This window comes from Streptomyces sp. NPDC090106, from assembly GCF_044747265.1.
Classification (GTDB): domain Bacteria; phylum Actinomycetota; class Actinomycetes; order Streptomycetales; family Streptomycetaceae; genus Streptomyces.
Window position 1 is genome coordinate 317,147 of the sequence record NZ_JBIVDS010000009.1, and the last position, 26,919, is coordinate 344,065.

The 26,919-nt window shown below is 72.1% G+C and carries 28 protein-coding genes; 12 read left to right on the forward strand and 16 right to left on the reverse strand.

Going from position 1 to position 26,919, the window contains the following annotated elements; translation table 11 throughout:
- Positions 1-3: 3 nt before the first annotated feature.
- The 3 genes from ACIPSE_RS28725 (at position 4) to ACIPSE_RS28735 (ending at position 2,489) form a co-directional block, all read left to right on the forward strand.
- Complete coding sequence (locus ACIPSE_RS28725; RefSeq protein ID WP_401667821.1) at positions 4-951, forward strand: PDR/VanB family oxidoreductase; 948 nt, start codon at positions 4-6, stop codon at positions 949-951.
- A gap of 277 nt (positions 952-1,228) precedes the next feature.
- Positions 1,229-1,453, forward strand: coding sequence for a recombinase-like helix-turn-helix domain-containing protein (locus tag ACIPSE_RS28730; protein ID WP_401667823.1), 225 nt, complete (start codon positions 1,229-1,231; stop codon positions 1,451-1,453).
- A 1-nt stretch (position 1,454) separates the two neighbouring features.
- Positions 1,455-2,489: a Rieske 2Fe-2S domain-containing protein gene (locus tag ACIPSE_RS28735; RefSeq protein WP_401667825.1), complete on the forward strand. Its 1,035-nt coding sequence runs from the start codon at positions 1,455-1,457 to the stop codon at positions 2,487-2,489.
- Between the two features lie 69 nt (positions 2,490-2,558).
- Here the strand turns inward: ACIPSE_RS28735 and ACIPSE_RS28740 are convergent, their stop codons facing one another.
- From ACIPSE_RS28740 to ACIPSE_RS28755, 4 genes are all read right to left on the reverse strand, one after another.
- Positions 2,559-3,107, reverse strand: a complete 549-nt coding sequence (locus ACIPSE_RS28740; protein WP_401667827.1) for a MarR family winged helix-turn-helix transcriptional regulator — start codon at positions 3,105-3,107, stop codon at positions 2,559-2,561.
- A gap of 61 nt (positions 3,108-3,168) precedes the next feature.
- The gene (locus tag ACIPSE_RS28745) at positions 3,169-3,348 is read right to left on the reverse strand and encodes a DUF6480 family protein (protein WP_401667830.1); all 180 of its coding nucleotides are present in this window, start codon (positions 3,346-3,348) and stop codon (positions 3,169-3,171) included.
- 131 nt (positions 3,349-3,479) lie between these two features.
- Positions 3,480-4,511, reverse strand: coding sequence for an NlpC/P60 family protein (locus ACIPSE_RS28750; RefSeq protein ID WP_401667833.1), 1,032 nt, complete (start codon positions 4,509-4,511; stop codon positions 3,480-3,482).
- 222 nt (positions 4,512-4,733) lie between these two features.
- Positions 4,734-5,990, reverse strand: coding sequence for an MFS transporter (locus ACIPSE_RS28755; protein ID WP_401667835.1), 1,257 nt, complete (start codon positions 5,988-5,990; stop codon positions 4,734-4,736).
- A gap of 92 nt (positions 5,991-6,082) precedes the next feature.
- Between ACIPSE_RS28755 and ACIPSE_RS28760 the strand changes: the two genes are divergently transcribed.
- Positions 6,083-6,538: a MerR family transcriptional regulator gene (locus ACIPSE_RS28760; RefSeq protein ID WP_401667838.1), complete on the forward strand. Its 456-nt coding sequence runs from the start codon at positions 6,083-6,085 to the stop codon at positions 6,536-6,538.
- 22 nt (positions 6,539-6,560) lie between these two features.
- Here the strand turns inward: ACIPSE_RS28760 and ACIPSE_RS28765 are convergent, their stop codons facing one another.
- Entirely contained in the window at positions 6,561-7,118 is a 558-nt protein-coding gene (locus tag ACIPSE_RS28765) for an SMI1/KNR4 family protein (protein ID WP_401667840.1), read from the reverse strand.
- A gap of 109 nt (positions 7,119-7,227) precedes the next feature.
- On the reverse strand, positions 7,228-7,875 hold the full coding sequence (locus tag ACIPSE_RS28770; RefSeq protein WP_401667843.1) for a TetR family transcriptional regulator: 648 nt from the start codon (positions 7,873-7,875) through the stop codon (positions 7,228-7,230).
- Positions 7,876-8,100: 225 nt separating this feature from the next.
- Between ACIPSE_RS28770 and ACIPSE_RS28775 the strand changes: the two genes are divergently transcribed.
- Complete coding sequence (locus tag ACIPSE_RS28775) at positions 8,101-9,699, forward strand: GMC oxidoreductase (protein WP_401667845.1); 1,599 nt, start codon at positions 8,101-8,103, stop codon at positions 9,697-9,699.
- Between the two features lie 40 nt (positions 9,700-9,739).
- Positions 9,740-11,143, forward strand: a complete 1,404-nt coding sequence (locus tag ACIPSE_RS28780; RefSeq protein ID WP_401667848.1) for a lipase family protein — start codon at positions 9,740-9,742, stop codon at positions 11,141-11,143.
- Positions 11,144-11,237: 94 nt separating this feature from the next.
- Here the strand turns inward: ACIPSE_RS28780 and ACIPSE_RS28785 are convergent, their stop codons facing one another.
- The gene (locus ACIPSE_RS28785; RefSeq protein ID WP_401667850.1) at positions 11,238-11,453 is read right to left on the reverse strand and encodes a twin-arginine translocase TatA/TatE family subunit; all 216 of its coding nucleotides are present in this window, start codon (positions 11,451-11,453) and stop codon (positions 11,238-11,240) included.
- Between the two features lie 146 nt (positions 11,454-11,599).
- Between ACIPSE_RS28785 and ACIPSE_RS28790 the strand changes: the two genes are divergently transcribed.
- The 3 genes from ACIPSE_RS28790 (at position 11,600) to ACIPSE_RS28800 (ending at position 13,227) form a co-directional block, all read left to right on the forward strand.
- Positions 11,600-12,496, forward strand: coding sequence for an ion transporter (locus ACIPSE_RS28790; RefSeq protein ID WP_401667853.1), 897 nt, complete (start codon positions 11,600-11,602; stop codon positions 12,494-12,496).
- A gap of 82 nt (positions 12,497-12,578) precedes the next feature.
- Positions 12,579-12,986, forward strand: a complete 408-nt coding sequence (locus tag ACIPSE_RS28795; protein ID WP_401667855.1) for a sec-independent translocase — start codon at positions 12,579-12,581, stop codon at positions 12,984-12,986.
- 10 nt (positions 12,987-12,996) lie between these two features.
- Complete coding sequence (locus tag ACIPSE_RS28800) at positions 12,997-13,227, forward strand: hypothetical protein (protein ID WP_401667858.1); 231 nt, start codon at positions 12,997-12,999, stop codon at positions 13,225-13,227.
- Between the two features lie 18 nt (positions 13,228-13,245).
- On the opposite strand, the gene tatA is transcribed toward ACIPSE_RS28800, so the two are convergent.
- The 7 genes from tatA to ACIPSE_RS28835 all read right to left on the reverse strand — a co-directional run bounded on the left by tatA (position 13,246) and on the right by ACIPSE_RS28835 (position 20,170).
- Positions 13,246-13,527: a Sec-independent protein translocase subunit TatA gene (gene tatA / locus ACIPSE_RS28805; RefSeq protein ID WP_401667861.1), complete on the reverse strand. Its 282-nt coding sequence runs from the start codon at positions 13,525-13,527 to the stop codon at positions 13,246-13,248.
- Between the two features lie 78 nt (positions 13,528-13,605).
- Positions 13,606-15,309, reverse strand: a complete 1,704-nt coding sequence (locus ACIPSE_RS28810) for an LCP family protein (RefSeq protein WP_401667863.1) — start codon at positions 15,307-15,309, stop codon at positions 13,606-13,608.
- Between the two features lie 227 nt (positions 15,310-15,536).
- Complete coding sequence (mgtA, locus tag ACIPSE_RS28815; protein ID WP_401667866.1) at positions 15,537-18,155, reverse strand: magnesium-translocating P-type ATPase; 2,619 nt, start codon at positions 18,153-18,155, stop codon at positions 15,537-15,539.
- Positions 18,148-18,510 carry an ArsR/SmtB family transcription factor gene (locus ACIPSE_RS28820; protein ID WP_401667868.1) on the reverse strand — a complete coding sequence of 121 codons (363 nt, stop codon included), beginning with the start codon at positions 18,508-18,510 and terminating at the stop codon, positions 18,148-18,150. The genes mgtA and ACIPSE_RS28820 overlap by 8 nt, the downstream gene beginning before the upstream one ends.
- Positions 18,511-18,589: 79 nt before the next feature.
- The gene (locus tag ACIPSE_RS28825) at positions 18,590-18,916 is read right to left on the reverse strand and encodes a hypothetical protein (protein ID WP_401667871.1); all 327 of its coding nucleotides are present in this window, start codon (positions 18,914-18,916) and stop codon (positions 18,590-18,592) included.
- A gap of 74 nt (positions 18,917-18,990) precedes the next feature.
- Complete coding sequence (locus tag ACIPSE_RS28830; protein ID WP_401667873.1) at positions 18,991-19,575, reverse strand: TerD family protein; 585 nt, start codon at positions 19,573-19,575, stop codon at positions 18,991-18,993.
- 193 nt (positions 19,576-19,768) lie between these two features.
- Positions 19,769-20,170: a hypothetical protein gene (locus ACIPSE_RS28835; RefSeq protein ID WP_401667876.1), complete on the reverse strand. Its 402-nt coding sequence runs from the start codon at positions 20,168-20,170 to the stop codon at positions 19,769-19,771.
- 149 nt (positions 20,171-20,319) lie between these two features.
- Here ACIPSE_RS28835 and ACIPSE_RS28840 point away from each other — a divergent pair, with 149 nt between their 5' ends.
- Positions 20,320-20,982, forward strand: a complete 663-nt coding sequence (locus ACIPSE_RS28840; RefSeq protein WP_401667878.1) for a class I SAM-dependent methyltransferase — start codon at positions 20,320-20,322, stop codon at positions 20,980-20,982.
- Positions 20,983-20,992: 10 nt separating this feature from the next.
- Here ACIPSE_RS28840 and ACIPSE_RS28845 read toward each other — a convergent pair whose 3' ends face one another.
- Positions 20,993-22,483 (reverse strand): long-chain fatty acid--CoA ligase, encoded by a 1,491-nt coding sequence (locus tag ACIPSE_RS28845; protein ID WP_401667881.1) that lies wholly within the window; start codon positions 22,481-22,483, stop codon positions 20,993-20,995.
- Positions 22,484-22,562: 79 nt separating this feature from the next.
- A complete protein-coding gene (locus tag ACIPSE_RS28850) occupies positions 22,563-23,297 on the reverse strand; it encodes a TetR/AcrR family transcriptional regulator (RefSeq protein WP_401667883.1) in 735 nt (244 codons plus the stop codon).
- A 346-nt stretch (positions 23,298-23,643) separates the two neighbouring features.
- On the opposite strand from ACIPSE_RS28850, the gene ACIPSE_RS28855 reads away from it, so the two are divergent.
- Together ACIPSE_RS28855 and ACIPSE_RS28860 are read left to right on the forward strand one after the other, a co-directional pair.
- Positions 23,644-25,134, forward strand: a complete 1,491-nt coding sequence (locus ACIPSE_RS28855) for an APC family permease (protein WP_401667886.1) — start codon at positions 23,644-23,646, stop codon at positions 25,132-25,134.
- A 66-nt stretch (positions 25,135-25,200) separates the two neighbouring features.
- The gene (locus tag ACIPSE_RS28860) at positions 25,201-26,847 is read left to right on the forward strand and encodes an amidohydrolase (protein WP_401667889.1); all 1,647 of its coding nucleotides are present in this window, start codon (positions 25,201-25,203) and stop codon (positions 26,845-26,847) included.
- Positions 26,848-26,919 lie beyond the last annotated feature (72 nt).

A 26,919-nucleotide genomic window follows, 5' to 3' on the forward strand; every position in this document is an offset into this window, starting at 1 on the left:
CCCATGAGCACCACCGAAGAGCAGCGGCTCGACCTGCTGGTCCGCCGGATGACCTGGGAGGCGGAAGGCGTGCTGTCCGTCGAACTCGCCCACCCCGACGGCAAACCGCTGCCGGCCTGGACTCCGGGAGCGCACGTGGATCTCCATGTCGACGGCCACGTACGGCAGTACAGCCTGTGCGGCACCCCGGAGGACACCGGGGTCTACCGGCTCGGCATCCTCCACGAGCCCTCCTCGCGCGGCGGTTCACGCCACGTGCACACCAAGCTGCGGCCCGGCCACACTGTGCGGGTGGCCGGGCCGCGCAACCACTTCGCGCTGGAACCCGCCGCCTCCTACGTGTTCATCGCGGGCGGCATCGGGATCACCCCCGTCCTGGCCATGGCGGGACAGGCCGAACGCGACGGTGTCCCCTACCGCCTCGTCCACGGTGGCCGCACCCGGGCGTCGATGGCCTTCGGCGGCGAACTGGGCCTGCTCGACGGCGGATCGGTGACGCTCGTCCCGCAGGACGAGCAGGGCCACATCGACCTGGCGGACGTCGTCGGTGGGCTGCCCGCCGACGCGCTGGTGTACTGCTGCGGCCCCGAGCCGCTGCTGAAGGCCGTCGAAGAGGTCGTGCCCCAGGAGCAGTTGCGCGTCGAGCGGTTCGCCGCGCCGGTGGTCGAACGCGACGGCGACGACAGCGGCTTCGAGATCGAGTGCCGCACCTCGGGCGTGACCCTCACCGTCGGCCCCGGCACCTCCATCCTCGAAGCGGCCGAGAACGCCGGACTGGACGTCAACTCCTCCTGCCGGGACGGGATCTGCGGCTCCTGCGAGACCCGTGTCCTGGCCGGCACCCCCGACCACCGCGACTTCCTGCTCAGCGAGGCCGAGCACGCGGCCGGCGAGACGATGATGATCTGCGTCTCGCGCTGCGCCTCGGACCGGCTCGTCCTCGACCTCTGAGCCCCCGCACCTCCTCGACCCTTGAGCCCCGCACGTCCTCGCCGCCCGAGACCCGCGCCTCCCCGACCTCTGAGACCTGCACGCCTCAGCCCGCCGAGCCCGCGCCTCCCCAACCACCGAGGCCGGTGGGCCTCAGCCCGCCAAATCCGCACCCCCCAACCACCAAGACCGGTGCGCCTCAACCCGCCGAGCCCGCACCCCCCGACCACCAAGACCGGTGCGCCTCAGCCCGCCAAACCCGCACCCCCCGACCACCAAGACCCGCCCGGAGAACCCGATGCCCGAGACCTGGCCCTACCTGGACCCGCACCAGAGCCGCGACCACGCGCCCACCCCGTACGAGATCAAGCTCGCGCGGACGCTGGAGGACATCTTCACGCACGACGGCCACGAGCTGGCCGACGTGATCGACGGCCTCAACTCCCGTCAGCTGCACACACCCACGGGCGCGCCCTGGACCGAGGAGTCCTTCCGCGCCGAGATGCACCGCCTGGGAGCCTGAGATGACGCTGTCCACCCGTGCCACCGCCGAGCACATCTACGCCCACGGCCTGCGCAACCAGTGGCACCCGGTCGTGCCGTCCGACTTCGTGAAACCGGGCGCCATGCGCCGGGTGACCGCCCTGGGCGAGAACTGGCTGCTGTTCCGCACCGCCGCGGGCACCCTGTCCATGCTCGCCGACCGCTGCCCGCACCGCGGCGCACCGCTGTCGCTGGGCAGGCACCTGGGCGACCGCGTCGCCTGCTGGTACCACGGGGTCGAGGTCGACGGCACCGGCAAGGTCGCCGCCGTCCCCGGTCTGCCGGGCTGCAATCTGGAGGGCAAGACCCTCGTCACCTCGCTGCCGGTGCGCGAGGCCGGCGGGGCGGTCCTGGCCTGGTTCGGCGACGAGGAGCACCCGGAGCCGGGCGAACTCACCGTGCCGGACCCGCTGGCCGACGACGAGATCTCCGCGTTCCTCTGCTACGCCGAGTGGGACGTGCCGTGGCGGTACGCCATGGAGAACCTCCTCGACCCGATGCACGGCGCGTTCCTGCACAGCGAGTCCCACACCATGTTCGGCGGCGACACCCGGGCGAAGTTCCGCATCCGGGAGACCGACCGCGGCTACTTCTTCGAGAAGACCGACCAGCGCGGCGTCAACTTCGACTGGGTCGAGCTGTGTCACACGGGCGTCGACTGGGTCGACCTGTCCATCCCCTACCCGCCCTCCGCGGGACCCGGCGGCGCCTTCGGCATCGTCGGCATGGCCTGTCCGGTCGACGCCGGGCGCACGGGCGTCTTCTTCTGGCGCTACCGCAAGGTGCGGGACTGGCAGCGGGACACCTGGCGGTTCCTGTACCGCACGCTCATCGAGGCCCGGCACTGGGACGTCCTGGAGCAGGACCGCGTCATGCTGGAGGGACTGCCCCAGGACGCCGACCAGCACGAGAACCTCTACCAGCACGATCTCGGCATCGTCCGGCTGCGGCGCATGTACCAGGCCCAGGCGAAGCGGCAGTCGACAGCCGGGCAGCCGGCCGGAGCCGAGCGCTGACCCATGCGGGACGGCCGGGGGGGGCGGCGAGGCGGGCGGGGCAGGCCGTCGGGCCGGCCGGCAGCCGGGTCAGCCGGTGGCCGGGCCCGTCGGCTCCAGCTCGTCGGACTCCACGATGGACCGCTCCAATTTGGAGAGCAGACCGCCCAGTTGACGGCGTTCGGCGGGCGAGAGACCGCTGAGCATGCGGCGTTCGTTCTCCAGGTGGGCGGCGAACAGCTCGTCCACCTTCGCCAGCCCGGCGTCCGTCAGCCGTGAGTAGACGACGCGGCGGTCCTCGGCGTCCCGTTCCCGTACCAACAGGCCGTCCTTCTCCAGCCGGTCCAGGCGCAGGGTCACCCCCGCCGACGAGATCAGTCCGGACGCGGCCAGCTGCCCGGCGGTCAGCCGGTAGGGGGCGCCGGACCGGCGCAGCGCCGTGAGGACGTCGAAACCGGCGACCGACAGTCCATGGGCGTCGAGCTGGGACGTCATCCGGGACTGGTACTGGAGGTAGGAGCGGTGCAGCCGGGCGAGCACCTCCAGCGGCGAGGTGTCCAGCTCGGGCCGCTCCCGCGCCCAGTCGTCGACGATCCCCGCGACGGCGTCCGGCCGTCGCGCCGCCCTGCGCTGAGCCATGTGTTCCCCTCACGGCATATCTGTAGGTGTTGAAATCTTAGCCCTGAGGGAAACGGATGGTTCAGAGACCGGCGATACGGGCCACGAAGAACCCGGCGACGAGCAGGCATCCGAGCACGATCAGCCCGAGCCAGATCCGGGGATGCTCCCAGACGCCCCCGTCGGGCCGTTCCTGGTGGGCCTCGGCGGTCGATCCTTCCATGGCGGGCGTCTCGTTCGGCGGGACGAGAGGTTCAGGCATGGTCCGGCCTCCTCACAGGAGCAGGAGCACGGGAAGTCGTGCTCCTCGCACAGCTCCTTCCTGATGTTCCGCCGCGGCCTCCCGATCGGATGCGGCCCGCGAGACCGGCCCGCGAGACGCGGCCCGCCCGCTCAGCCCGCGATCCGCACGCCGAACTGGAACGATCCGATCGTGCTCATCGACTCGTAGCGCACGTAGGCGCCCGGGTAGGGGGCGTGCAGCACCTGGTTGTTGCCCGCGTAGAGGCCCACGTGCTCGGTGTTGTTGAAGAAGACCAGGTCACCGGGCTTGAGAGCGCTCATCCCGATCTGGGTTCCGTCGTTGACCTGGGTGTAGGTGACCCGGGATATCCCGACACCGGCCTGCCCGTACGCCCACTGCGTGAGACCCGAGCAGTCGTAGGAGCCGGGGCCCGTGCCGCCGCGGGCGTACGGCTTGCCGATCTGGGTGGCGGCGGCGTTCAGCGCGGCGGCGCCGAACGGGGAGGCGGCCACCTCGTTGCCGAGGTCGACCTGCTGCGCGGCGGTCTGGCTGGCCTGCCGCTCGGAGTCGGCGATCTCCTGGCGCTCGGCGGCGGTCAGCGTGTTCAGCAGCTTCTGCGCCTTGCTGAGCTTGCCCTGGATCTCCTTCTTCTTCTCACCGAGCTCGGTGCGGGTCTCCGCGAGGTCCTTGAGCTTCCGCGTGGCCTCGGCGCGCTGCTGGGCCAGCTCACGCTGTTTCGCCTGGACCTTCTTCAGCGCCTCCAGCTGCTGCTCGGAGAGCGACTCCAGCGTGGACGCCTTGTCGAGGTAGTCGTCCGGGTCAGCGGAGAGCAGCAGCTGGACGGAGGGGTCGATGCCACCGGTGCGGTACTGGGCGCTGGCCATCGTGCCGATGCCTTCGCGCAGTTCGTTGAGTTCGTCCTGCTCGCGGGCGACCTTGTCCTGGAGCCGGCCGATCTCCTTCTGGAGCTTCTCCTGCTTCTCCTTGGCGCCGTCGTACTGGTTGGTGGCGCGCTCCGCCTCCTTGTAGAGCTTGTCGACCTCGGACTTCACCTCGCTCTTCGTGGGCTTGGGGGCCGCGTTGGCGGCCTGCGAGGTGAGCGCCACGGCAGCGGCGGCGGTCGCGGTCAACACCGTCACGCGAGCGCGGCTGGGTGACTTGGGTCGGCGGTGAAGCGCCACGAGGACAAGCTCCTTCTTCCTCCACCGCCCACGCAACTGCCCGCGCGCGGTGGCACCTTCACCGTCATCCACCCCTGGCGGGCGATCGTCCGTGCGAAGGTTCGAGACCTCACCTTAGTGATCTTCTTGTGACCGAATCAAAGTTTGATGAGAATCATCTCGATCACGTTCCGCACTCTTTACACACAAACCGATCACAAACCGCCCTCACGATGAGAGTCGTCACTCAGGTTCCGGGCTCGGGTCGTGCCCCGCGCGCAGGGCGACCGGCACGCAGAGGAGCAGGGTCACGGTCAGCGCGGCCAGGGGAACCGTCCAGGTTCCGGTCGCGCCGTGCAGCACGGAGGCGAGGACCGGACCGGTCGCGGCGAGGAGGAAGCCACCGGTCTGGGCCATGGTGGACAGGGCCGTCACATGGTCGTGGTCGCGCCCCCGGCGGGCGTAGAGCACCCCGGGCAGGGCCTGTCCGGCACCGAGCCCGACCCCGAGGACGACGACCCAGAGCATCGCGCCGCCGGCCGGGGCGAGCACGAGCCCGGTGAGCCCGGCAGCGCACACCAGCAGGGTCGCCAGGACGTGCGGGCGCTGATCGGCTCGCCGGGCGGCGAGGACCGGGGCCGTGAAGCCACCGGCGGCCACCCCGCAGATGAGCACGGCCTGACCGGCCCCGGCGGCACCGCTGTCCAGGCCCGCCCGGACGAGGATAGAGGGCAGCCAGGCGAGCAGGGTGTAGAAGGCGAGGGTCTGGACGCCGAAGAAGGCGGTCAGGCTCCAGGCGAGGCCGGTACGGGCCACGGGCCGGCGTCCCGCGCTCCCGGCGCCCGCGACCGCCCCGGCGGAAACCTCCGGAAGCCGGTGCCGTAGCTGCGGGGCCATCCCGGCGGCGGCGAGAACGGCGGGCACGACGGCCAGGCCGACGGCCGCCTGCCAGGACCCCGTGGCCCGGGCGACCGGGACGACCAGGGCCGCGACGAGCGCCGATCCGGCACCCATCGACAGCGCGTAGAGGCCCATCATCGCTCCGCCGCGCTCCGGCGGGAACCGCTTGCGCACCAGGACCGGGACGATCACGTTGACCACGGCGGTGGCCGCGCCGACCACCACCGTGCCCGCGATCAGCCCGGCCGCGCCCAGCACGCGCAGCACCGCTCCGGCCACCAGGATCAGGCCCGCCCACCACAGCCCGCGTTCCTCGCCGAAGCGGCGCCGCACCACGGCCGCGAGCGGGGCGAAGGCGCCCATGCACAGCGGCGGCAGCAGCCCGAGCAGGGAGACGGTTGCGGAGGAGAAGCCCGCGAGCGGGGCCAGCGGCCCGATCTGCCCGAACGCGACCCTCGTGTTCAGGCTCAGCAGCACGAATCCGACGACCAGCAGCGCACCCGCTCCGGCGGCGGGCGGGGCGCCGCGACCGGCGACGGACACGGGGCCGGCGACTGCATCGGGGGCGGTCGCCGCTGTCGGGACCGGGGAGACGGGCATGGAAGGCCCTCCAGGGAACTCGGCGGTTAGGCTGGCCTCAACCCTGCGCGCTCAAGTCCACTTGAGCGCAAGTTCCCGAGCCCGAGGACTCCATGGAAGAGCGACTGCACTCGATCAGCGAGGTGGCGCGCGCCTTCGGCCTGTCGGTGCCGACGCTGCGCTACTACGAGGAGTGCGGCCTGCTCCGGCCCGTCGCGCGACGCGGCCGGGTCCGCCAGTACGACCGCGCGGCCCTGGAGCGCCTCGCCTACGCCCAGCTCTGGCACCACGACGGTCTGATGCCCCTCGCCGACACCGCCGCCGTGCTGACGACGGCCCACGCGCCCGAACGGCACGCCCTCATCGCGGCGCAGCACGACGCCATGCGGCAGCGGATCGAGAAGCTGGACCGGGCCGCCGCCGTCCTGCGCCACCTGCTGCGCTGCCCGGCCGACCATCCGCTCGACTGTCCCGTCACCGGCGCCTACATCCGCGCCCGGGTCGACGCCGCCCTCACCGGCGAGGACCTCCCCGAGCCCGTCTTCCCCGATCCCCCGCACACCCCCTGAGCCCCTGGCGCACCGCGCCTCCCTACACCCCGGACGAAAGCCGCCCCTCGGCCTCCTCCCACGGCTGCGGTTCGGCCACGTCGTCCCTGTCGCAGGCGTCCTCCTCGAACCAGCCGGTGCCCGCGAGCCAGGTCTCCAGCCATGCCGCCAGGCCGGTGGAGTCCAGGAACCAGCACGGCGCCCACGATCCGCCGCCGTACGGGTTCGGTTCGAAGAGCAGGACCTGGCCGTCCTCGGCGCGGCAGTCGACGCCCGCGTACATGCCGCAGCCCCAGGTGAGGATCGGTACGACCCTCTCGGGCCACTCCGGGTGCTCCGCGCCGACGGATGCCGCACGTCGCGCCAGGTACTCGCCGACGACGCTCGCACCCGGGCCGAGCAGTGGCAGCAACCGGTAGTCGGGGCCGTAGCCGCCGTCGGCGACCTCGCGGTACAGGCGGGCGAGCAACGGGTGCAGCGCCGTGCCCAGTTGTCTCTCGGCCTCGGCGATCCGGGCGTCGTCGGCGGGCGCGGGGAGTTCGTCGTTCTCGGACGCGGCCCGCAGGGCCACGCGCCGGACCAGGGCATCGGCATCGATCATGACCGTGATGCTGCCAGAGGCAACTGACAACGCGACGGCCGCGGGGTGCACCACGCTCCGCCCCCTCCCTGACGGCCGCCCAGTACGGAACGGGCCAGTAGGGCACGGGTCAGTAGGGCAGCCCTTCCGCCGCCGCCCGCAGTGCCGTCTCGATGCACGGGGCGATCTCGGCACCCGAGGCCCCCGGGTCGTCGGCGTGCCGACGCGCGAACTCCTCGACGGCCGCGCGCAGCGCCCCGTTGAGCGTCGCGGCGTGCACCGCGACCCGCAGATCGCCCGGGTCGGCCCCGGAGCGCTCGGCCAGCAGCCGGCCGAGGACGGGGAGCGCCTCGTCGTGGGCCTGGAGCCACAGGGAGCGCAGGGACGGATCGGTGGAGGTCATGCGGATCAGCGCGAGGATCTCGGGTGTGGCGGGCGGGAGTTCGCCGATGCGGCAGGTCTCGGTGAAGAAGTCGAGCAGGCTCATGTCGGTGGGCCAGTGGTGCATTCGCTCCACGAGGAAGTCGAGGCCCGCCGCGAGGAGCGGCAAGACACAGCTCTCCTTGGTGGGGAAGTGGCGCCACAGGGTGCGGGCGGAGATCCCGACGGACCGGGCGATCTCCTCGCCGGTGGTGGCGGTGACGCCCTGGGCGGTGAACCGGCGCAGCGCCTCGAACGCGATCTCCAGCCGGAGCGCTTCCCGGCGGCGTTCGGCGAACGACGGCCGCTCCCCCTCTCGCGCCGTCCGTCCCCGTGCCGTCGACAGCGTCTCGCGCACCCTGGTCCCCACCCTCCGCCTGCGGTCGGCGCAGCATATCGAGCGGGTGCCTGAATTCCCGCCCTCATGACGCTTGCAGACATCTTGTCAGTGAGTGACAGCCAACCCTACTCTGCAGTAGCTGACTGGCGAGTAACCGCTCCTTCCTCCCGTCCGCTTGGCATGCCCACGCCAATATTTCGCCTTGCTCGGCAGCCCCCGAACACCCTCATCAAGGAGTTGTTCATGCCCTCACCCAGCAGGCGCGCCCTGCTCACCGGCGCCGCGGCCCTGGCGGCAGCCGGTGCCCTGCCGGCTCGCGCCGCCTCCGCCGCGCCCGCCCGCATCACCCTGACCCGGGAGGAACACCGGGTCGTCGTCATCGGATCGGGGTTCGGCGGCGGTGTGGCGGCACTGCGGCTGGCCCAGGCCGGTGTCCCCGTCACCGTGCTGGAACGCGGCCGACGCTGGCCGACCGGCCCGAACGCGGAGACCTTCCCCCATGTCTCCGGCCTCGACAGACGGATGCTCTGGTACGGCACGCTCCCCGAGGCCGTACGGCCGCTCGCCGGGCTGATCGGCACCCCGCTCGGCTTCACGCCCTACGTGGGCCTCCTCGAACCGGTGCTCGGCGAGAACATCCTGAGCGTGTGCGCGGCCGGAGTCGGCGGCGGCTCGCTCGTCTACCAGGGCATGACCCTCCAGCCGTCGGAGGCGGTCTTCAACACCTGGCTTCCCGAAGGGCTCGACTGGCGGCGGATGAACGAGATCCACTACCCGCGCGTCGCCCGCATGCTGCGGGTCGCGACCGCACCGGACGCGCTGGTCGACTCCCCCACCTACTACGCCGCACGCGTCTTCGCCGACCGGGTCCGCAAGGCCGGATACGGCCTGGAGAAGATCCCGATGCCGATCGACTGGGACTACGCGCTGGCCGAACTGCGCGGCGAGATGAAGCCGTCCTACACCAACGGCGACTGCGCGCTCGGCGTGAACAACGGCGGCAAGAACTCCGTCGACGTCACCTACCTCAAGCAGGCCGAGGAGACCGGCCGGGTCACCGTCGCCACCCACCACCACGTCACCTCCGTGGCCCGCGCCGCCGACGGCCGGTGGGAGGTCCACGTCGACCGCACCGACGACGAGGGAACCGTCCAGGAACAGAAGATCCTCACCGCCCGCGCGCTGGTCATGGCCGCCGGGAGCGTCAACACCAGCAGGCTCCTGGTGCGCGCCGGTGCCACCGGTGCCGTCCCCGACCTCCCGGACGGTCTGGGCCAGGGCTGGGGCACCAACGGCGACCGCATCTACGCCTGGACGAACCTCTGGGAGGACTTCGGCGGCGAGCAGGGCGGCCCCGTCGTCTACGGCAGCAAGGACTGGGACGACCCCGCGACCGCCCACACCGTCATCCAGGCGTCCCTGCCACCGGTGGGCATCGACACCAGGACGACGATGCTCGTCGGCTTCGGGGTGAGCCGCGACCGGGGCAGCCTGCGCTACGACTCCGCCACGGACTCCGTGTCCCTGCACTGGCCGCGGGACGGCGACGCCTCCAGCCATCGCGCCATCCACCGCCGCGTCACGGCGATCTCGCAGGGTCTCGGCACCCTCACCGACACCAACTCCCTGGTCAACAGCACCTGGCACCCGCTCGGCGGCGCCCCGATGGGCACCGTCTGCGACCTCGACGGCCGGGTGAGGGAACAGCGCGGCCTGTACGTCCTGGACGGCGCGCTGATCCCCGGCACCACCGGGGCCTGCAACCCCTCGATGACCATCGCCGCCGTGGCCGAGCGGGCGATGGACGCCATCACCTCCCAGGACATCGACACGGTCTTCTGACCGGCCCGCACACCCATCCACCGCGAACGAGGAGCACACCTTGAGCCGCAAGCTGTCCCCTTCCCGCGTCACCTCCCCCGCCTCCGCCTCGGTGGAGCCTTCGACCCCCCGCGCCACGCGGACCGGTCGGCGCGTGCTGGCCGGCGTCGTCACGAGCGGCGTCTGCCTGTGCCTGGCCACGGTCCCCGCCTCCGCCGCCGACGTCCCGCCCGTGGTCTCGCGCGGGGTGACGATCCCGGCCTTCTACACCCCGCCCGCCGAACTCCCCGCCGCCAACGGCGCGTTGGTCCGCACCGAGCCGATGTCCCTGGGGCTGGCCATTCCCGGGCTCGACGGCCGCCCCATGCCGGGCACCGCGACCCGGCTCATGTACCGGTCCACGGACTCGGCGGGACAGCCCGTCGCCGTCACCGGGACGTACATCGAGCCCTCGGCCGCCTGGACGAAGAGCGGGCCGCGTCCGCTGGTCGCCGTCGCGTCGGGCACCATGGGGCAGGGCGACCAGTGCGCGCCGTCCCTCGCCCTGGAACACCCCCTCACCCTGACCGGCGACACGGTCTCCGTGGGCTACGAGGCGCTCGCCGTCTACCGCATCCTCGCCACCGGCGCGGCGGTCGTCCTCACCGACTACGTCGGGCTGGGCGCCACCGACCGGCTGCACACCTACGCCAACCGCCTCGACCAGGGCCACGCCCTGCTGGACGCGGCCCGCGCCGCCCGCAAGGTACCGGGCGCCTCCGTGACCGCGGCCTCGCCGACCGGTCTGTACGGCTACAGCCAGGGCGGCGGCGCGGCGGCGTCGGCCGCCGAACTCCAGCCCGGCTACGCCCCGGACGTGCCCGTCGTCGGCACCTACGCCGGTGCGCCTCCCGCCGACCTGACGTCCACGATGAAGGGCATCGACGGAAGCGCCCTGGCCGGGGCACTGGCCTGGTCGGTCAGCGGGTTCGCCCAGGCCGACCCGGACCTGCGGGCCGTCGTCGAGGCCAACATCAACGACACCGGGAAGGCCGCGCTCAAGGACGCGTCGACCATGTGCGTCGGCGACGCCCTCCTCGGCTACGGCTTCACCAAGAGCTCGAAGTGGACCGTCAGCGGCAAGTCCGTCGCCGAGGTCATCGCCGCGGACCCGGCCGCCCAGCAGGCCCTGGACAAGCAGCGCATCGGCAACCTCACGCCCGCGGGCCCCGTGCGCGTGGCGACCGGCGTGCACGACGACATCGTCCCCCACGCGCAGGCCAGGCAACTGGCCGTCGACTGGTGCCGCAAGGGCGCGAACGTCACCTACGAGCCGGTGATCCTGCCCAACCTCGGCGACAAGATCCTCACCAACCATCTCGTGCCGTTGATCACCGACCAGGGCAACGCCATCGACTGGCTGAGCGACCGCCTCTCCGGCAAGCCGGCCGTCTCCGACTGCTGGAGCATGCCGCTCCAGCCCTGACACGCCGCCGGCCGGCGCCGCCCGGGGAAGGGGGCGGCGCCGAGACCGTGCGGGGCTCCGCGCCGCGCGAGGGCCGCGCCGCGCGAGGGCCCTGTCAGGTGCGGGTGGGCGGCTCGTCCCGGTCGACGACCGTGCCCTGGACGACCGGGCCCGTGGCGGGCCGGGTGCCGTCGGCGTCCTGCTCCTTGAGGGCCTTGGCCTCGCTCTTGAAGATGCGGGCGGCCTTGCCCGCCGAGCGGGTCAGCTCGGGCAGCTTCTTGATACCGAGGACCACCACCACGACGAGGAGGATCAGGGCCAGTTCACTCATGCCGAACATCGTGTCTGCTCTCCCGGCGAGGCGATGCTGTCTACAGTGCTGTAGAAGTCTCCCTGAAACGTGATCGCTCAACAAGTCCGCGTTCCGGCCGCGTTGGCCGCGCGGCTTGTGCCATGCCAGGGAGCAGAGACAGCAGGATGCACGACACCCCCACCATCTCGGCGCACACCCCTTCCGCCCGCGCCGAGTTGGCCCGCCGCTGCCACGCGGTGACCGAGGCGCGCTGGTTCGCGCTGACGGTCTTCGCACTGATCCTGGCCAACGCCGCCCTGCTGGGCGTGGAGACGTACACCGGCCTGGTGGCCGATTGGCACCGCCCGTTACGGCTCGCCGAACACCTCTGCCTGGCCGCCTTCACCGTCGAGATCGCGCTGCGCCTGGGCGCCCACGCCGACCGGCCGCGCGACTTCTTCAAGGACCCCTGGAACCTCTTCGACCTGGCCGTGGTCCTGTCGGCGTTCCTGCCCGTCGTCCGCGAGAACACCACGATCCTGCGGCTGCTGCGGCTGGCGCGGGTCCTGCGCACCGCCCGTTTCCTGCCCCAGCTCCGGGTGGTCCTGACCGCGGTGGTCCGCAGCCTGCCGGGCACGCTCAGCTTCCTGCTCGTCGGCGCCCTGCTGCTCTATGTGTACGCGATGGTCGGCTGGGTCTTCTTCGGCCGGCACGACCCCGAGCACTACGGCTCCATCGGCCGCGCCGTCCTGTCCCTGTTCCTGCTGATGACCCTGGACGGCATCGGGGACGCGGTCCGGGCCGGCCTGGAGCTGTCCCGCTGGAGCCTGCTCTACTACGCCTCCTACGTGCTCATCGCGTCCTTCGTGCTCGTCAACGTCCTCATCGGTGTCGTCCTCACCTCCCTGGACGAGGCCCGGCAGGAGGAACGGGACGAGCCGGAACCCGCGCCGGAGACCAGCGACCCGCATCTGCTGAACGCGCGCATCGCCGCCGCCCGCCGCGCCCTGGACGACCTCCAGAGCGAGCTCGACCGCGCCGCCCCGGCCGCCCTGACACCCGGCCCGACCACACCGCAATAGTTCTATGCTTGCGCAACCTATAAAGTGTTGACCTGTGGAGGCCGTGCGGACAGGCCCGCGCGACAGAGGCGAAAGGTGTCAGATGCTCTCCGATGTGGGCCCCCTGGAACTCATCACGCTGGTGATCCTCGCCGTCCTGCTCTTCGGCCCGGACAAACTCCCCGAGCTCATCCAGAACGTGGCGGGGTTCATCCGCAGGGCGAGGGAGTTCTCGGAGAGCGCCAAGGACGAGATCCGATCCGAACTCGGCCCGGAATACCAGGACTTCGAGTTCGAGGATCTGCATCCGAAGACGTTCATCCGCAAGCACGTCCTCGACGGCGAGCAGGGCGGACTCGGACTGGACGAGGTACGCCGGGCCCTCGACCCGAGGGCGGAACTGGCCGAGGCCGCCGAGGCGGTGCGCGAAGCGGCCGACGAGTCGCCGCGGGAAAAGGCGCCTTCGGGCCGGCCCGACGCCAAAACACCTATAGATTTGCGCAAGCTTTAAACTCGTGACCGTGGAGACGATCAACGTGAAGACATGGGAGACCGCGGTCCTCGACGGAGGACCCGCGGACGGACTGCGGATGAAGGTCGCCGACCGGCCGCGGGTGATCCAGGTGACCTACCCGTGCCAGGTGGAGGCCGCGCCCCAGGGCCTGCGCGCGGACGGGGTGTACATCTACCGCCGCGACCACGACTCGGCGAGCGAGCCGCTGCGGTACGGCTTCGACATCGCCAGCCCCTGACCGGCACGGCCCGCCGGGTCAGCGGACCGAGTGCCCTTCGGCCGCCGGGCGCGCGGTGACGGTCTCGTCGGAGCCCGCCCGGACGGTCGTCCGGGCGGGCTCCGCGGCGGCGCGCTCGGCGTTCGCCGCGGACGCGGGCTCCGCCCCGTCCTCCTTCATCGCCTTCGCCTCGCTCTTGAGAATGCGCATCGACTTGCCCAGCCCCCGGGCGGCCTCGGGCAGCTTCTTCGAACCGAACAGCACGATGATGACGATCGCCACGATCAGCAGATGCCAGGGTTCCAGTCCGTTGCGGAGCATCCCGCTCACCTCTCCTCATTCAACAGTTGCCATCAATATTTGCGATGTTGCGCAACTATATAACTCTCGGGCCGGCTCTCAGTCGTCGGAGTCGGGCTTGCCGGCCGCGGCCTCGTACGCCTGCGCCGGGGTCATCGGCACACCGTTGAGCTGCACCGTCCTGTAAGGGCTGACCTTGGCGCAGGTCTTGGCCTCGTCCGCGGTGGAGGCATGGGCGTCGGAGACGGCCGCCTTGGTGTCGGCGGGCGCCGGCGAGGACGTGCCGCCGGGGTAGCTCGTCCCGCTCGGCCAGTCGTCGCCGATCACCAGGCTGAGCCCCGTGCCGGTCCCCTGCTCGATGCGCGAGCCCGGCAGCCCCAGGGCCTTCGCGACGGTCCTGGCCTCCGCCTTCTGCCCCGTGCCGTACGACAGGGTGGTCTTCGTCGCGGTGCTCGCGGCGTTGCCCGTGGTGGTGTCGGGGCTGAAGCCCTGGTCGATCAGGGCGGTCGCGACGTCCGAGGCGCGGCCGGTGATCCCGGTTCCGTTCTCCACCGTGACGGCGATATCGGACGCGGGGACGGCCGACGCGGTCGCCGTCGCCGAGGCCGCCGCCGACTTCTTGCCCGAACCCGTCGTCAGCGACTGGTCGCCCGCGATGGCGGCGAACAGGCTCTTGGCGCCTGTGCCCACCACGACCCGGTTGCTGTCGGCCGGGTCCGGGGCCGTCTGCATCGTGGTGAACGTCATCCGCTTGGTGGGGACCTTGTTCAGGTCGGCGGCCAGGGAGATCAGCTTCTTGACGCTCCCGAGGCCGTCGTCCACGGTCAGCGCCTTGGTCGCGGCGTCCGCGAGGTGGTAGACCGCGGACGGATCGGTGAGGGTGCCCGCGCTCTTGAACTTGCGGATCATCGCGCTGAGGAAGATGTGCTGGGACACCGTGCGGCCGAGGTCGCTGCCGTCGCCGAAGCCGTGCCGGGAGCGGACGAACTGGAGCGCCGCCTCGCCCTTGAGGGTGTGGGTGCCCTCGGACAGTTTCAGGTGCGAGTACGTGTCGTACACGTCGTCGTCGACACAGACGGAGACACCGCCGACCGCGTCCGACATCTTCACCACGCCCGAGAAGTCCAGCTTCACGAAGTGGTCGATGGGGATGCCGGTGAGCTGGTGGACGGCGTCCACCTGGCAGGCCGGGCCGTAGCGCAGCGCGCTGTTGATCTGGCCGTGGTAGCCGCTCGTGGACTCGCCGGAGTCGGGGTCCTCGCAGGCGGGAATGTCGGTCATCGTGTCGCGGGGGATGCTCATGACCGTGGCGTTGGAGCGGTCGGCCGCTATGTGCACCACCATCTGCACGTCGGCGTTCCCGTTGCCGCTCTGGACTCCGGTCTTCGAGCAGCCTCCGCCGAGCTTGCAGTCCGCCGCGCTGGTGCGGCCGTCCGACCCCATCACCAGGATGTTGATCGGGGTGCGGCCGAACGCGTCGGCCGTCTCGGAGCCGCCCTTGCCGTCGAGCGAGACGCTGTTGATGTTGCCGTTGAGGTGCTGGTAGAACCACCAGCCGAAGCCCGCCGTCCCCAGCACCAGGACCGCCAGGCACAGCCCCAGGATCCGCAGCGCCCGCCTGCCCCGCCGCACCGGCTTGGCGCGCCGCGCCCCCCGGCCGCCCCGCGAACGGTTCGCGGCCCGAGACGCCGCCCGGCCGCCGGACCGGCGGGAGTCCCCGGAAGCCTCCTTGCGGCCTCCGGGCCCTTCCTCGGCGCGGTCACGGGTGGCTTGTACGCCCTGACCGTCCCACGGGTCGCTCATGTCCCACTTCCCTGAACGGTAGGGCCCGCCACGCCGCGGGATGCGGTACGGCCGGCACGCGTGGCGGAGTACAAACGGGTGAAGCAGAGGCACATGTTAATTGCATGGTTGCGCAATCTACAAACTTATGCGGGGTCGAAACCCGTCCCGGGGCCCTTCACGCGCGACGGCGTGATCTCACACGCGGCCCGAGGCTCCCCGCGCCGGCGCACACGTGGCTCCGGGCCTCACAGCGCCGACCCGCGCCTCGCGCGGCGCCGCTCGTAGCCCGCCCTCGCCGCCACGAGCCCCACGGCGTACAGACCGAGGACTCCGGTCAGCATCAGGTAGTACACCGGTGGCAGCGCGGTCAGGTGCAGCACCGGTCCCAGCGGGGACAGCGGCAGGGTCAGACCGATCACGGCCAGCGCGCCCGCCGCCCAGGCGACCGGGCCCGGCCGCCGTCCTTCGGCGCCCCGGCGGCCCGCGCGCAGCAGGACCATCACCAGGGCCTGGGTGAGCAGGTTCTCGGTGAACCAGCCGGAGTGGAACACCGCCTGGTCGTCGCCGGTCCCCGGGCCGTGCAGGGCCAGCGCGAGGACACCGAAGGTGGCGAGGTCGGCGACGGCGTTCAGCGCGCCGAAGCCGGTGATGAAGCCGAGCAGGTCGCGCGGGCGCAGGACGACGGGCCGGCGCAGCACCGACGGGTGGGGGCGGTCGTGGGCGAAGGCGAGCTGGGCCGCGTCGAAGCAGAGGTTCTGGGCCAGGACCTGGGCGGGGAGCATCGGCAGGAACGGCAGGAGCAGGCCCGCGGAGAGCATCGCGATGACGTTGCCGAGGTTCGAGGACAGCGTGATGCGCAGATACGTGGTGATGTTGCCGCTCGCGCGACGGCCCGCGCGCACCGCGTGGGCGATCGCGGTGAGGTCCTTCTCCGCGAGCACCACGTCGGCGCCCTCGCGGGCCACGGCGGCGGCGTTGCGCGGGGCGATGCCGACGTCGGCGGCCCGGAGCGCGGGCAGGTCGTTGACCCCGTCGCCGAGGAAGCCGACGGTGTGCCCGGCCTCCCGCAGCGCCTGGGTGACGCGGGCCTTGTGGGCTGGGGTGCAGCGGGCGAAGACGGTGGTGCGGCCGACGAGGTCGGACAGCTCCGCGTCGGTCAGGCCGCCGAGCCGGTCGGCGGTGAGGACGGCGTCGTCGGCGACCGGGATGCCCAGGTCGCGGCAGGCGCGCGTGGCGGTGCCGGGGTGGTCGCCGGTGAGGATCTTCACGGTGACGCCCTGCTCGGCGAGGACCTTCAGGGCGTCGGCGGCGCTCGGCGCGAGGGCGTCGCGGAAGGTGACGAGCCCTTGGAAGTCCAGCCCGCGCTCGTCGGCGGGGGTGTAGGCACGGGTGCGTGCCGGGCGTACGGCGGTGGCGACCGCGAGGACCCGCAGCCCGTCCTCCGCCTGGCGCGCGGCGAGCTCGCGCAGCCGGACGCGCTCGTCCTCGGTGACGGCGCACCGCTCCAGGACGGCCTCCACGTCCCCCTTGACCACCAGGGTGTGGCGGCCGAGCAGGCCCGGAGCGCGGACGACCGCGGTCGCCAGGCAGCGCCCCGCGTCGAAGGGAATGGCGTCCGTGCCGTCGTACGCCATGAGGTCGTCCTCGTCGGCCGCGTCCAGGAGCGCCTCGTCGAGCGCGTCGGGGACGGGGAGGTCGGCCAGTTGCAGGGTCCACCAGGCGTTGGCCGCCGCCCAGCGCAGTACGGCGGGCTCGTCGCGGCCGTCCGGTCCGAGCGCGCGGTCCAGGACCGGGCGGTCCTGGGTGAGCGTGCCGGTCTTGTCCAGGCACAGCACGTCCATGGCGCCCACGTCGTGCAGCGCGGGCAGCCGCTTCACGATCACGCCGTGGGCGCGGCCGAGGAGGGAGGCGCCGCGCGCCAGACAGGTGGTGACCAGGACCGGCAGCATCTCCGGTGTCAGTCCGACCGCCACGGCGACGGCGAACGGCAGGGTCTCCAGGCCGCGCCCACGCAACGCCGCGTTGGCCATCAGGACCAGCGGCGGGGTGAGCAGCATGAACCGGATCAGGATCCAGGAGATGCCGTGGACGGACCGGTCGAAGGCGCTGACCTGCGGTCGGCCGGACATGTGACCGCGCGCGGCGGCGAACCGGGTGTGCGCGCCGGTGGCGACGACGACGGCGGTGGCGCTGCCGGAGGCGACGCTGCTGCCCTGGAAGCACGACTCCGCCTCGTCGGACGCGCCGGGATGTCCTTCGGCCGACTTCGCGACGGGCGCCGACTCCCCGGTCAGCGCCGCCTGGTGCACGGTCAGCCCGCTCGCCCGCAGCAGCCGTAGGTCCGCGGGGACCAGGTCGCCCGGGCCGAGCCGGACGATGTCGCCGGGGACGAGTTCCCCGACCGGGATCTCCCGGGCGGCCTGTGCCGCCTCCCCGTCGGCGCGGCGGACCACGGTCGCGGTCGTGGCGACCAGCTCGCGCAGGGCGGCGGTGGAGCGGTCGGCCCGGTGCTCACCGGACGCCCGCAGCGCACAGCTGACCAGCACGAGAAGGAGGATGACGGAGGCGGTGCCCCAGGCGAGGACGACCGCGGACACCAGTCCGAGGCAGGCCAGCACCGCGGTGAACGGGTCCCGCATGCTGCGCACGAACAACCGCGGCCACGAGGGGGCGCGCCCGCCCGGCACCGCGTTCTCGCCGAGCCGGGCCAGCCGCTCGACGGCCTGTGCCTCGGTCAGCCCGCGCGGACCGCTCTCCAGACTCCGCAGCACCTCGAGGACGGTGGGTACGCAGGGGGCGGCGCCGAGTTCCGCGACGTCCTGGCCCCCGCTCCCCGCCGGAGCGGCCGGAGCGCTCTCAGACACCGATCCCGTGCATTCGCCGTACCGGCGCCGTGCCCTCGCGCGTGCGGGCGGTCAGCTGCCCGACCATCACGCGCACCACGGTCACGATCTCGGGGTCGTCGACGTAGTAGATCTGCCGACGGCCCTCGCGGCGGGCCCGGACGAGTCCGGCGAGTTTGAGCTTCGCCAGGTGCTGGCTGACGGCGGGCAGGGCACCGCCGACGCGGTCGGCGAGGTGGGTGACGTCGCTCTCGCCCTGGGACAGGGCCCACATGAGGTGGAGCCGGGCCGACGAGGCGAGCAGCCCGAACGCCTCGGCCGCCTCCGCCAGCACCTCGGCGGAGGGATCCTCGTACCCACCGGAGTCCTTCGCCAAGGTCCTCTCCCGTCCCACCCTCATCGCTTCCTGTGCACACGTACCGTCCCAGTCTAGGTGCCGGGCCGGCCACCGCTGCTCAGCCGTGTCCGGCGAGCATCCCGTGCGCCTTCGCCGCCTGGTCCGTCGCACACGTGCGGCTGTCGGCGCACACCTCGACGTACCGTGTGCCGCTCGCCGCGTGCCGCTCCCGTACGGCGTCCGCGTCGCCCTGCGCGCACGGCACGATCGCCACGACCCCGTTGCGGGCCGGTACCTCCGCGACCAGGCCGGTGCGCCGGGCGTCCGCGCCGATGTCCGCGAACCGGTCGAGCACCTCCACGCGGCGCCGCTCGGCCAGGAGCCGTTCGGCCAGGGCGTGGGCGGTGGCGAGCCGGTCGGCGACGGACCGGCCCGTGACCCACACCGTCGCCCCGGGACACGTACATCGGCACTCCGCGTCGCCCACCTCCGGCACGCGTCTTTGCCGCTCGGATTCCGCTACTTGCTGACGGCGAACCGCATCAGCGCGTGCTCGTCGCCCTGCTTGATCTTGCCCGTCGTATTGATCACTTCGAGCTTCCAGCTCCCGCCGACCCGGATCGCCTTGGCCACGGCGCAGCCGTTGTCCTGGCTCAGCAGGCTCGGCCAGATGTCGGCGACCTGCTGCGAGCTGCCCCCGGTCGCGTCGTACACCTTGAAGCTGATGTTGCGGGCCTTCTGGAAGGAGCTGCCCTTCTTGTACGCGGCGGCCACGAACACGATCGACGTGATCTGCGAGGGGATCCGCGCGAACTCGACGGTCACCGTCTCGTCGTCGCCCTCGCCGCGGCCGGTCTGGTTGTCGCCGCTGTGCACCAGCGAGCCGTTGCCCATCGGGTCGAGCGAGTCCAGGCCCGCGAGACGCACCGGGTCACCGCCCTGGAGGGCGATCGCGATCAGGTCGAGGTCGGTACCGCTGTTGCGGCGCAGCTTGCCCAGCACGCCGCCGCTGCTGCCGGCCGTGGGGTCCCAGGAGACGCCGATGGACAGATGGGTCACTCCGTCCAGGTCCGCCGGGCCGTCTTCCTTGGTGAGCGTGATCATGAGTGGTGCATCCTTACGTCGTAGCAACTGCGGCACGCAGAGTCTGCCTGGCCCCCGCGCGCCCGCACAGACCGGGGCATCATGCTCGCACCAGGCCACTTGCATGATCCAGCAAGTATCCACCGTGCACACGAGACGCCCGGCCGGGGGTGTCCCGGCCGGGCGTCGGTCGTCGTCCGTCGTCGGCGCGCAGCTAGCAGGACCGGGTGTCCGGGAGGACGTTGTCCGGGTAGTCGACGTAGTAACTGGCCATCCAGCCCTGGAAGTTGGGCGTGATGATGTAGATCCAGTACGGGTTGCCGCCCACGGTCTGGCTGCCCACCGTCTGACACCACACCTCGAACGAGTCGCCCCGGTTCACCTGCCCCCGGATGTCGGGGCAGTTGGCCGTGGACGGCGACATCCCGCAGGTGGTGAGGCTGGCGTTGTTGTGGCGCACGTTGACGTTCGTGGCCCAGGTGCCGAAGGCACGCTGGACGGACACCTCGCCTTCGCTCTTGGCGGTCACGGCCGGTCGCGGACCGGCGTCCGCCGACGGCGCACCCACGAGCACCATGGCCGCCGCCGCGAACAGACCCAGAACAGTCCTACGCATCAGAACTCCTTCCCGAGCGGAGCATCGTGGGCGCAAGACTAGGAAAACGGGGACGGGGAAGGTCCTGACAGATGTCAGGGTCGCAGGGCCCGACTCCCGCGCCCTGCGGGCGCATCGGAACCGAAGCGGAACCCGGGAGGCGCACCGCGATGCACGACCCCGACAGCCAGGTCCCCTACTGGGACGCCGCCGCGGCCACGAAGACGTTCACGCACCCGCTCCATCCGCCCTGGCTCGACCGCATCGGCAGAAACGCCGCGATCCTCGACCACGGATGCGGATACGGCCGCGTCCTGACGGAACTCGGACGCCACGGCTTCACCGACCTGACGGGCGTCGACACCTCACCCGCGATGATCGCCCGGGCCCGCGCCCTGCACCCCTCCCTGCGCCTGGCCACCCTGGACACGCCACCGGCGCTGCCCTACCCCGACGCGCACTTCGACGCCGTCCTCCTCTTCGCCGTGCTGACCTGCGTTCCCGGCGACGCGGCCCAGCGCCGGCTGATCGCCGAGCTGAACCGGGTCCTCGCACCCGGAGGAACGCTCTACGTCAGCGATCTGCTCCTCCAGAACGACCCGCGCAACCGCGGCCGTTACGACCGTCACGCCGATCGCCACGGCAGCCGCGACAGCTACGGCGTCTTCGAGACCGGCGACGGCGCGCTGTGCCGGCACCACCCCCGTGAGTGGTTCACCGACCTGCTCGCCGGATTCCGGACCCTCGACACCCGGACGATCACGGTGTCCACCATGAACGGCCACGAGTCGACCGGCATCCAACTCCTCGCCCGCAAGCCCCCGTCACCGTGAACGGGCGCGGTCACCCGGTCGTGACGTCGATCCGGCGCTTGAGGATCTTGCCGCTGGGTCCGGTCGGGAGGGCGTCGACGATTCTGACGTGGCGTGGGTACTTGTAGGCGGCCACGCGTTCCTTGACGAAGTCGCGGAGTTCGTCCGGGGTGGCCTGCGCGCCGGGGCGCAGCACGACGGCGGCGGCGATCTCCTCACCCAGGTGGTCGTGCGGGACACCGACCACCGCGGCCAGCGCCACGGCGGGATGCTCGTGCAGGACCTCCTCGATCTCGCGCGGGTACACGTTGTAGCCGCCCCGGATGATGAGGTCCTTCTTGCGGTCGACGATGAAAAGGTAGCCGTCGTCGTCGGCGCGGGCGAGGTCGCCGGTGCGCAGCCAGCCGTCGGGGACGGCCGCGGCGGTCTCCTCGGGGCGGTTCCAGTAGCCCTTCATCACGTTCGGCCCGCGCACGGAGAGTTCACCGACGGCGCCGGGTTCGACGTCCTTGCCGTCGTCGTCCAGGAGCCGCACCTCGACATCGCGGATGGGGGTGCCGATGGAGCCGGGTTTGCGCGGGCGGTCGCTGTGGTTGAAGGTGACGACGGGGCTGGTCTCCGACATGCCGAAGCCTTCGAGGACCGGGCAGCCGAAGCGCCGTTCGAAGCCGTGCAGGACCTCGACGGGCAGGGAGGCACCGCCGGAGACGCACATGCGCAGCGAGGAGACGTCCGTGTCGGCGGCGGCCGGGTGCGCGAGCAGCGCCGCGTACATGGTGGGCACGCCCTCGAAGACGGTCGCCCGGTCGCGGGCGATGGTGTCGAGCACGGTCTGCGGGTCGAAGCGCGGGACGAGGACGAGCGCGGCCCCGGCGTGCACGGCCGTGCTGAGGGTGCAGATCTGCCCGAAGATGTGGAACAGCGGCAGACAGCCGACGACGTCCTCGGCGGTGAGCAACTCGATGTCGACCGAGGTGACTTCGGTGTTGTGGCGCAGACCCGCGTGGGTCAGCGAGGCCCCCTTGGGGCGGCCGGTGGTGCCGGAGGTGTACAGGAGCACGGCGACGTCCTCGCCGGCCGTCTCCGCGATCTCGTACGCCGGGGCCAGTCCGGCGAGCGTCGCGGCGAAGGCCTCCGGTTCGACGGCCAGGGCACGAACACCGGCCGCGGCGGCCCCCTGGCTCCCCTCCCCCGGTGCCTGGTGCCACTCGCACAGCAGCACCGCTCCGGAGTCACCGAGGTGGTACGCCACCTCGCGTTCCTTCAGCAGCGGATTGAGGGGGACGACGATGCCTCCGGCGCGCAGGACGCCGTAGTACAGGACGACGAACTCCGGCACGTTGGGCAGCATCAGCGCGACCCGGTCGCCGGGGCCGACGCCTTCGGCCCGCAGCAGCGCCGCCGCCCGCGCGCTGCGTTCGTCCAGCTCGGCGTAGGTGACGTCCGTGGTGCCCAGGCGCAGCGCGGTGCGCCCGGGGTGACGGCGCGCCGTGCGCGTCAGGAACTCCGCCAGATTCGACATGATGCCTCCTTGCATCGGTACCGGATGGTGACAAGGGCCGGCCGGACGAACCGACCGGGGCCGACCGCCGTACGCCTCTTCAGCGGGCCTGACGGTCGAGCGCGGCCTGCACGCCGTCCAGGAAGACCTCCAGCGCGCCGGGGTAGGCGCTGACGCTCATCGTCTGCGCCAGGGCCTGGGCGGACTCGGCGATACGCGGGTACTCCTCGGCGGGCAGGCGGGCGTAGGTCGCCTGCCAGGCGGCCCGGTCGCCCGCTCCGGCTTCGGCGGGCAGCGCGTGGGCCGCCGCGTCGATGGCGGCGAAGCCGAGGGTGAAGTCGATGAACCGGTGGTAGTAGCGGGCCGCGTCGTCCGGCCCGAACCCGGCCCCGCGCAGGACGTCCAGACCGGCCTCGATGCCCCGCATCTCGTTGGGGCGGCGGGTGACTCGGGCGGCGGCGAGCACCGCGACCTGGGGGTGCGCGGTGTACGTGCGGTGCAGGTTCATCCCGCTGCGGCGCAGGTCGACGCGCCAGTCGCCGGTGACACGGGCGTTCTCGAGGCTCATCCCGATCAGCTCGTCGGCGACCGCGAGGACGAGGTCGTCGGTGCCGCGGAAGTAGCGGTAGAGGGCCGAGGGGTCGGCGCCCAGCGCGAGGCCCAGACGCCGCACGCTCAGCGCGTCGTCGCCGGGCTGTTCCAGCAGCCGGATGGCCGTGCGCACGATCAGCTCCTGGCTGAGCACCGTGCCCGTGCGCGTCGTGCGGCGCCGCCGGCCGGCCGCCAGCCGGCCGGCCGCGTCGTCTGTGTCGTCTGTGTCCTTGAGGGTGCTCATCCGGACTCCGATCCGTACGGGAACGAGCGGCGTACGTTCTTATGACAACGCGATTGACCTTAAAAGTCCAGCGCTGTTTGATGTGGCACCACCAGCGCGAATCATCCGTATCGGCCCAGGCCGGCGGCGACCGCGCGGGGCCGGTCGGTGCGGGCCGGCCGGCCCGGCGGTCCGGTCGGCACAGCCGTTCCCGCACGGGTCCGGCGCGCTGTCCGGCACGACTGCTCCACCACGAACACGAGGCCCCGTTCCGCCGGACGCGGCCTCGACGCCGCCGCACCGGCACACCTTCCTCGACCGCTCACGGACGCCGCGCGTGCGTCCCGCCACCCTGGACCGGTTGCCCATGGAACAGACCACCTCCGCCACGGAGCTGAAGAAATCGCTGGGCGTCGTCGACGGCGTCGTCCTGGCCGCCTCCAGTACCGCCGCGACCACCAGCATCGGTATCGGCCTCGGCGTCCTCGCCTCGATCACGGGGCGGCAGACGCCGCTGATCCTGCTGCTCGGCTTCCTGCCGATGCTGGGCATCGCCAGCGCGTACGCCCGCCTGAACAAGGTGGAGCCCAACTGCGGTGCCGGATACGTGTGGGTCGGCCGGAGCATGGGCCCCTGGCTCGGGATGATCGCCGGCTGGGTCCCGCTCGCGGGCGGCGTCGTCTTCCTCGCCTACACCACGTCGGTGACCGGTTCCGTCCTGGTGCAGAGCGCCCACAAGGCGGGCGTCGACAGCATCCTGGGCCTGCGCCTGGACGCGAACTCCACCCTCCAGTGCACGCTGATCGGCCTGCTCGTCCTCACCGCGGTCACCGTGACCGCCGTGACCGGCATCCACAAGGCCACCCGGTTCCAGACCTATCTGCTCGTCTTCGAGTACGTGGTGCTGCTGGTGTTCTGCTGCTGGGGCGTGCTCGCGGGCGACCAGCCCTTCTCGCTGTCCTGGTTCGACCCCTTCGCCTTCGACTCGCCCGCCGCCCTGGCCCAGGGCCTGGTCCTCGCGGTCTTCTTCTACTGGGGCTGGGACGCGGCGTTCTCGGTCACCGAGGAGACGGAGCAGGCCGGTGACGCGGCCCGGGGCAGCTACATCGCCCTGTTCACCATGCTCGGGCTGTTCCTCCTGGGCGCCGTCGCCTTCCAGCGGGTCATGACCGCGCCCGAGATGAGCGAGACCGGCCCCCAGGGGCTGACCTACTACGCCTCCCAGCTCGCCGGCGAGCCCTGGGCCACCCTCCCCCTGATCGCCCTCATGTTCTCCGCCGTGGCCTCCCTCCAGGCCGGCATCATCCCCACCGCGCGGCTGACCCTGGCCATGAGCCGCGAACGCACCCTCGGCCCCGTCTGGGCCCGCATCAGCGCCCGGCACGGCGGTCCCACCGCCGGAACCGTGATCGTCGCCCTCATCTCCGCGGGCGTCGCGATCCTGACCGTGGTGATCCCCAAGCTCAACGAGGCGATCCTCGCCGCGGTCAACGCCATCGGCATCCTCGTCGCCCTGTACTACGGGCTCACCGCCGTCGCCTGCGCCCTGCGCTTCCGGGGGCTCGTGCGCACCGACCCGCGCCAGGCGCTCCTCGCGGTCGTCGTGCCGTCCGTGTGCGCCGCCGTCCTGTTCGCCCTCGGCGCCTACCTCGCGTACTACTACGCGACCCTCAGCGACGGGTTCGCCGTCAGCGTCGACAACGGCTGGTTCAACCTGCTGTGTCCCGGCGTGATCCTCGTGACCGGCCTCGCGGTGTCCGCGATCGCCAAGTGGTACCGCCGCGCCCCCGCCTTCACCCGCACGCCCGAGCCGGTCGGCGTCCCGGCCGCGGAGGCCGGGGCCAAGTCCCTCTCCTGACACCGCGCCCCGCCCGGCCGACCCTCCTCACCCCTCACCCCCCCAACGATTGGACCCCTCCCCCTCATGTCCCACCCCACCGCGGACCTCGTCCTCACCAACGGCACGGTCCTGACCATGGACCCGGCCCGCACCCGGGCCACCGGCCTCGCCGTCACCGACGGCCGTATCACCGCCGTCGGCCACGACGAGGTCAAGGACCTCGTCGGAGCGCGCACCGAGGTCGTCGACCTGCGCGGCCGGCTGCTGCTCCCCGGCTTCCAGGACGCCCACATCCACGCCGTCATGGGCGGCATGGAGCTGGGCGAGTGCGACCTGACGGAGACCACCGACCCCGACGAGTACGCACGCCGCATCCGCGCCTACGCCGACGCCCACCCCGAGAGGGAGTGGATCACCGGCGGCGGGTGGTCCATGGAGAGCTTCGACGGCGGCATACCGACCCGGGAGTTCCTCGACACGCTCGTGCCCGACCGTCCCGTCTACCTCCTCAACCGGGACCACCACGGCGCCTGGGTCAACACCCGGGCCCTGGAGATCGCCGGCATCAGCGCCGACACCCCCGACCCCCAGGACGGCCGTATCGAACGCGACGCGACCGGCGCCCCCGTCGGCATGCTCCAGGAGGGCGCGGTCAGCCTGGTCGGCGCCCACATGCCCGCCAAGACGGCGGCCGACCGGCTCACCGGACTGCTGCGCGCCCAGGAACTCCTGCACAGCCTCGGCATCACCGCCTGGCAGGACGCCCTGCTGTGCGGCGCCGACGGCTACCCCGACCCCTCCGACGCCTACCTCGCCGCGGCCCTCGACGGCACCCTGACCGCGTCCGTGACCGGCGCCCTGTGGTGGCGCAGGAACCTGGGCGAGGAGCAGATCCCGGACCTGCTGGACAACCGGCGGCGCCTCACCCACGGCAAGCTCCGCTGCTCCACCGTCAAGCTCATGCAGGACGGGGTCGCGGAGAACCACACCGCGGCCATGACCTCCCCCTACCTCGACGGCTGCGGATGCGCCACCGACAACTCCGGCCTGAGCTTCATCGACCCCGAGGCCCTCAAGCGGTACGTCACCGCCCTCGACGCCGCCGACTTCCAGGTCCACTTCCACGCCCTGGGCGACCGCGCGGTCCGCGAGGCCCTCGACGCCGTCGCCGCCGCCCGGGCCGCCAACGGCTTCCGCGACACCCGTCCGCACCTCGCGCATCTCCAGGTCGTCCACCCCGAGGACATCCACCGCTTCCGCGAACTGGGCGCGACCGCCAACATCCAGGCCCTGTGGGCCGCCCACGAACCCCAGATGGACGAACTCACCATCCCGTTCCTCGGCCCCGAACGCGCCGCCTGGCAGTACCCCTTCGGCGACCTCCTGCGCGCCGGGACCACCTTCGCGGCCGGCAGCGACTGGCCCGTCTCCAGCCCCGATCCGCTGGCCGGCATCCACGTCGCCGTCAACCGGGCCCTGCCCGGCGCCGACGACAAGCCGTTCCTGCCCGAGCAGGCCCTCGACCTCACCACCGCCCTCGCCGCCTACACCGCGGGCAGCGCCCACGTGAACCACCTCGACGACACCGGAACCCTCCGCCCCGGCAACCGCGCCGACCTCGTCGTCCTCGACCGCGACCCCTTCGCCGCACCCCCGTCGGCGATCGCCGGGACCCGCGTCCACCTCACCTACGTCGACGGCCACCGGGTGCACGCGGCGGCCGACGCGTGACCGGGGGCCGCTCGCCGGCACCTCGGCGCGGCCCCAAACCCCTTGTCTATCGGGGCGTTCGTGGATCCGGGG

Excerpts from the sequence above, each read along its gene's own strand:
- ACIPSE_RS28810 (WP_401667863.1), bottom strand. The coding sequence starts at position 15,309 with ATGAGCGACCCGTGGGACGGTCAGGGCGTACAAGCCACCCGTGACCGC.
- ACIPSE_RS28785 (WP_401667850.1), bottom strand. The coding sequence starts at position 11,453 with ATGAGTGAACTGGCCCTGATCCTCCTCGTCGTGGTGGTGGTCCTCGGT.
- ACIPSE_RS28835 (WP_401667876.1), bottom strand. The coding sequence starts at position 20,170 with ATGCGTAGGACTGTTCTGGGTCTGTTCGCGGCGGCGGCCATGGTGCTC.
- ACIPSE_RS28745 (WP_401667830.1), bottom strand. The coding sequence starts at position 3,348 with ATGCCTGAACCTCTCGTCCCGCCGAACGAGACGCCCGCCATGGAAGGA.
- ACIPSE_RS28845 (WP_401667881.1), bottom strand. The coding sequence starts at position 22,483 with ATGTCGAATCTGGCGGAGTTCCTGACGCGCACGGCGCGCCGTCACCCC.
- ACIPSE_RS28755 (WP_401667835.1), bottom strand. The coding sequence starts at position 5,990 with ATGCCCGTCTCCCCGGTCCCGACAGCGGCGACCGCCCCCGATGCAGTC.
- ACIPSE_RS28735 (WP_401667825.1), top strand. The coding sequence starts at position 1,455 with ATGACGCTGTCCACCCGTGCCACCGCCGAGCACATCTACGCCCACGGC.
- ACIPSE_RS28740 (WP_401667827.1), bottom strand. The coding sequence starts at position 3,107 with ATGGCTCAGCGCAGGGCGGCGCGACGGCCGGACGCCGTCGCGGGGATC.
- ACIPSE_RS28765 (WP_401667840.1), bottom strand. The coding sequence starts at position 7,118 with ATGATCGATGCCGATGCCCTGGTCCGGCGCGTGGCCCTGCGGGCCGCG.
- ACIPSE_RS28855 (WP_401667886.1), top strand. The coding sequence starts at position 23,644 with ATGGAACAGACCACCTCCGCCACGGAGCTGAAGAAATCGCTGGGCGTC.
- ACIPSE_RS28725 (WP_401667821.1), top strand. The coding sequence starts at position 4 with ATGAGCACCACCGAAGAGCAGCGGCTCGACCTGCTGGTCCGCCGGATG.
- ACIPSE_RS28840 (WP_401667878.1), top strand. The coding sequence starts at position 20,320 with ATGCACGACCCCGACAGCCAGGTCCCCTACTGGGACGCCGCCGCGGCC.
- tatA (WP_401667861.1), bottom strand. The coding sequence starts at position 13,527 with ATGCTCCGCAACGGACTGGAACCCTGGCATCTGCTGATCGTGGCGATC.
- ACIPSE_RS28760 (WP_401667838.1), top strand. The coding sequence starts at position 6,083 with ATGGAAGAGCGACTGCACTCGATCAGCGAGGTGGCGCGCGCCTTCGGC.
- ACIPSE_RS28790 (WP_401667853.1), top strand. The coding sequence starts at position 11,600 with ATGCACGACACCCCCACCATCTCGGCGCACACCCCTTCCGCCCGCGCC.
- ACIPSE_RS28860 (WP_401667889.1), top strand. The coding sequence starts at position 25,201 with ATGTCCCACCCCACCGCGGACCTCGTCCTCACCAACGGCACGGTCCTG.
- ACIPSE_RS28730 (WP_401667823.1), top strand. The coding sequence starts at position 1,229 with ATGCCCGAGACCTGGCCCTACCTGGACCCGCACCAGAGCCGCGACCAC.
- ACIPSE_RS28795 (WP_401667855.1), top strand. The coding sequence starts at position 12,579 with ATGCTCTCCGATGTGGGCCCCCTGGAACTCATCACGCTGGTGATCCTC.
- ACIPSE_RS28775 (WP_401667845.1), top strand. The coding sequence starts at position 8,101 with ATGCCCTCACCCAGCAGGCGCGCCCTGCTCACCGGCGCCGCGGCCCTG.
- ACIPSE_RS28850 (WP_401667883.1), bottom strand. The coding sequence starts at position 23,297 with ATGAGCACCCTCAAGGACACAGACGACACAGACGACGCGGCCGGCCGG.
- ACIPSE_RS28830 (WP_401667873.1), bottom strand. The coding sequence starts at position 19,575 with ATGATCACGCTCACCAAGGAAGACGGCCCGGCGGACCTGGACGGAGTG.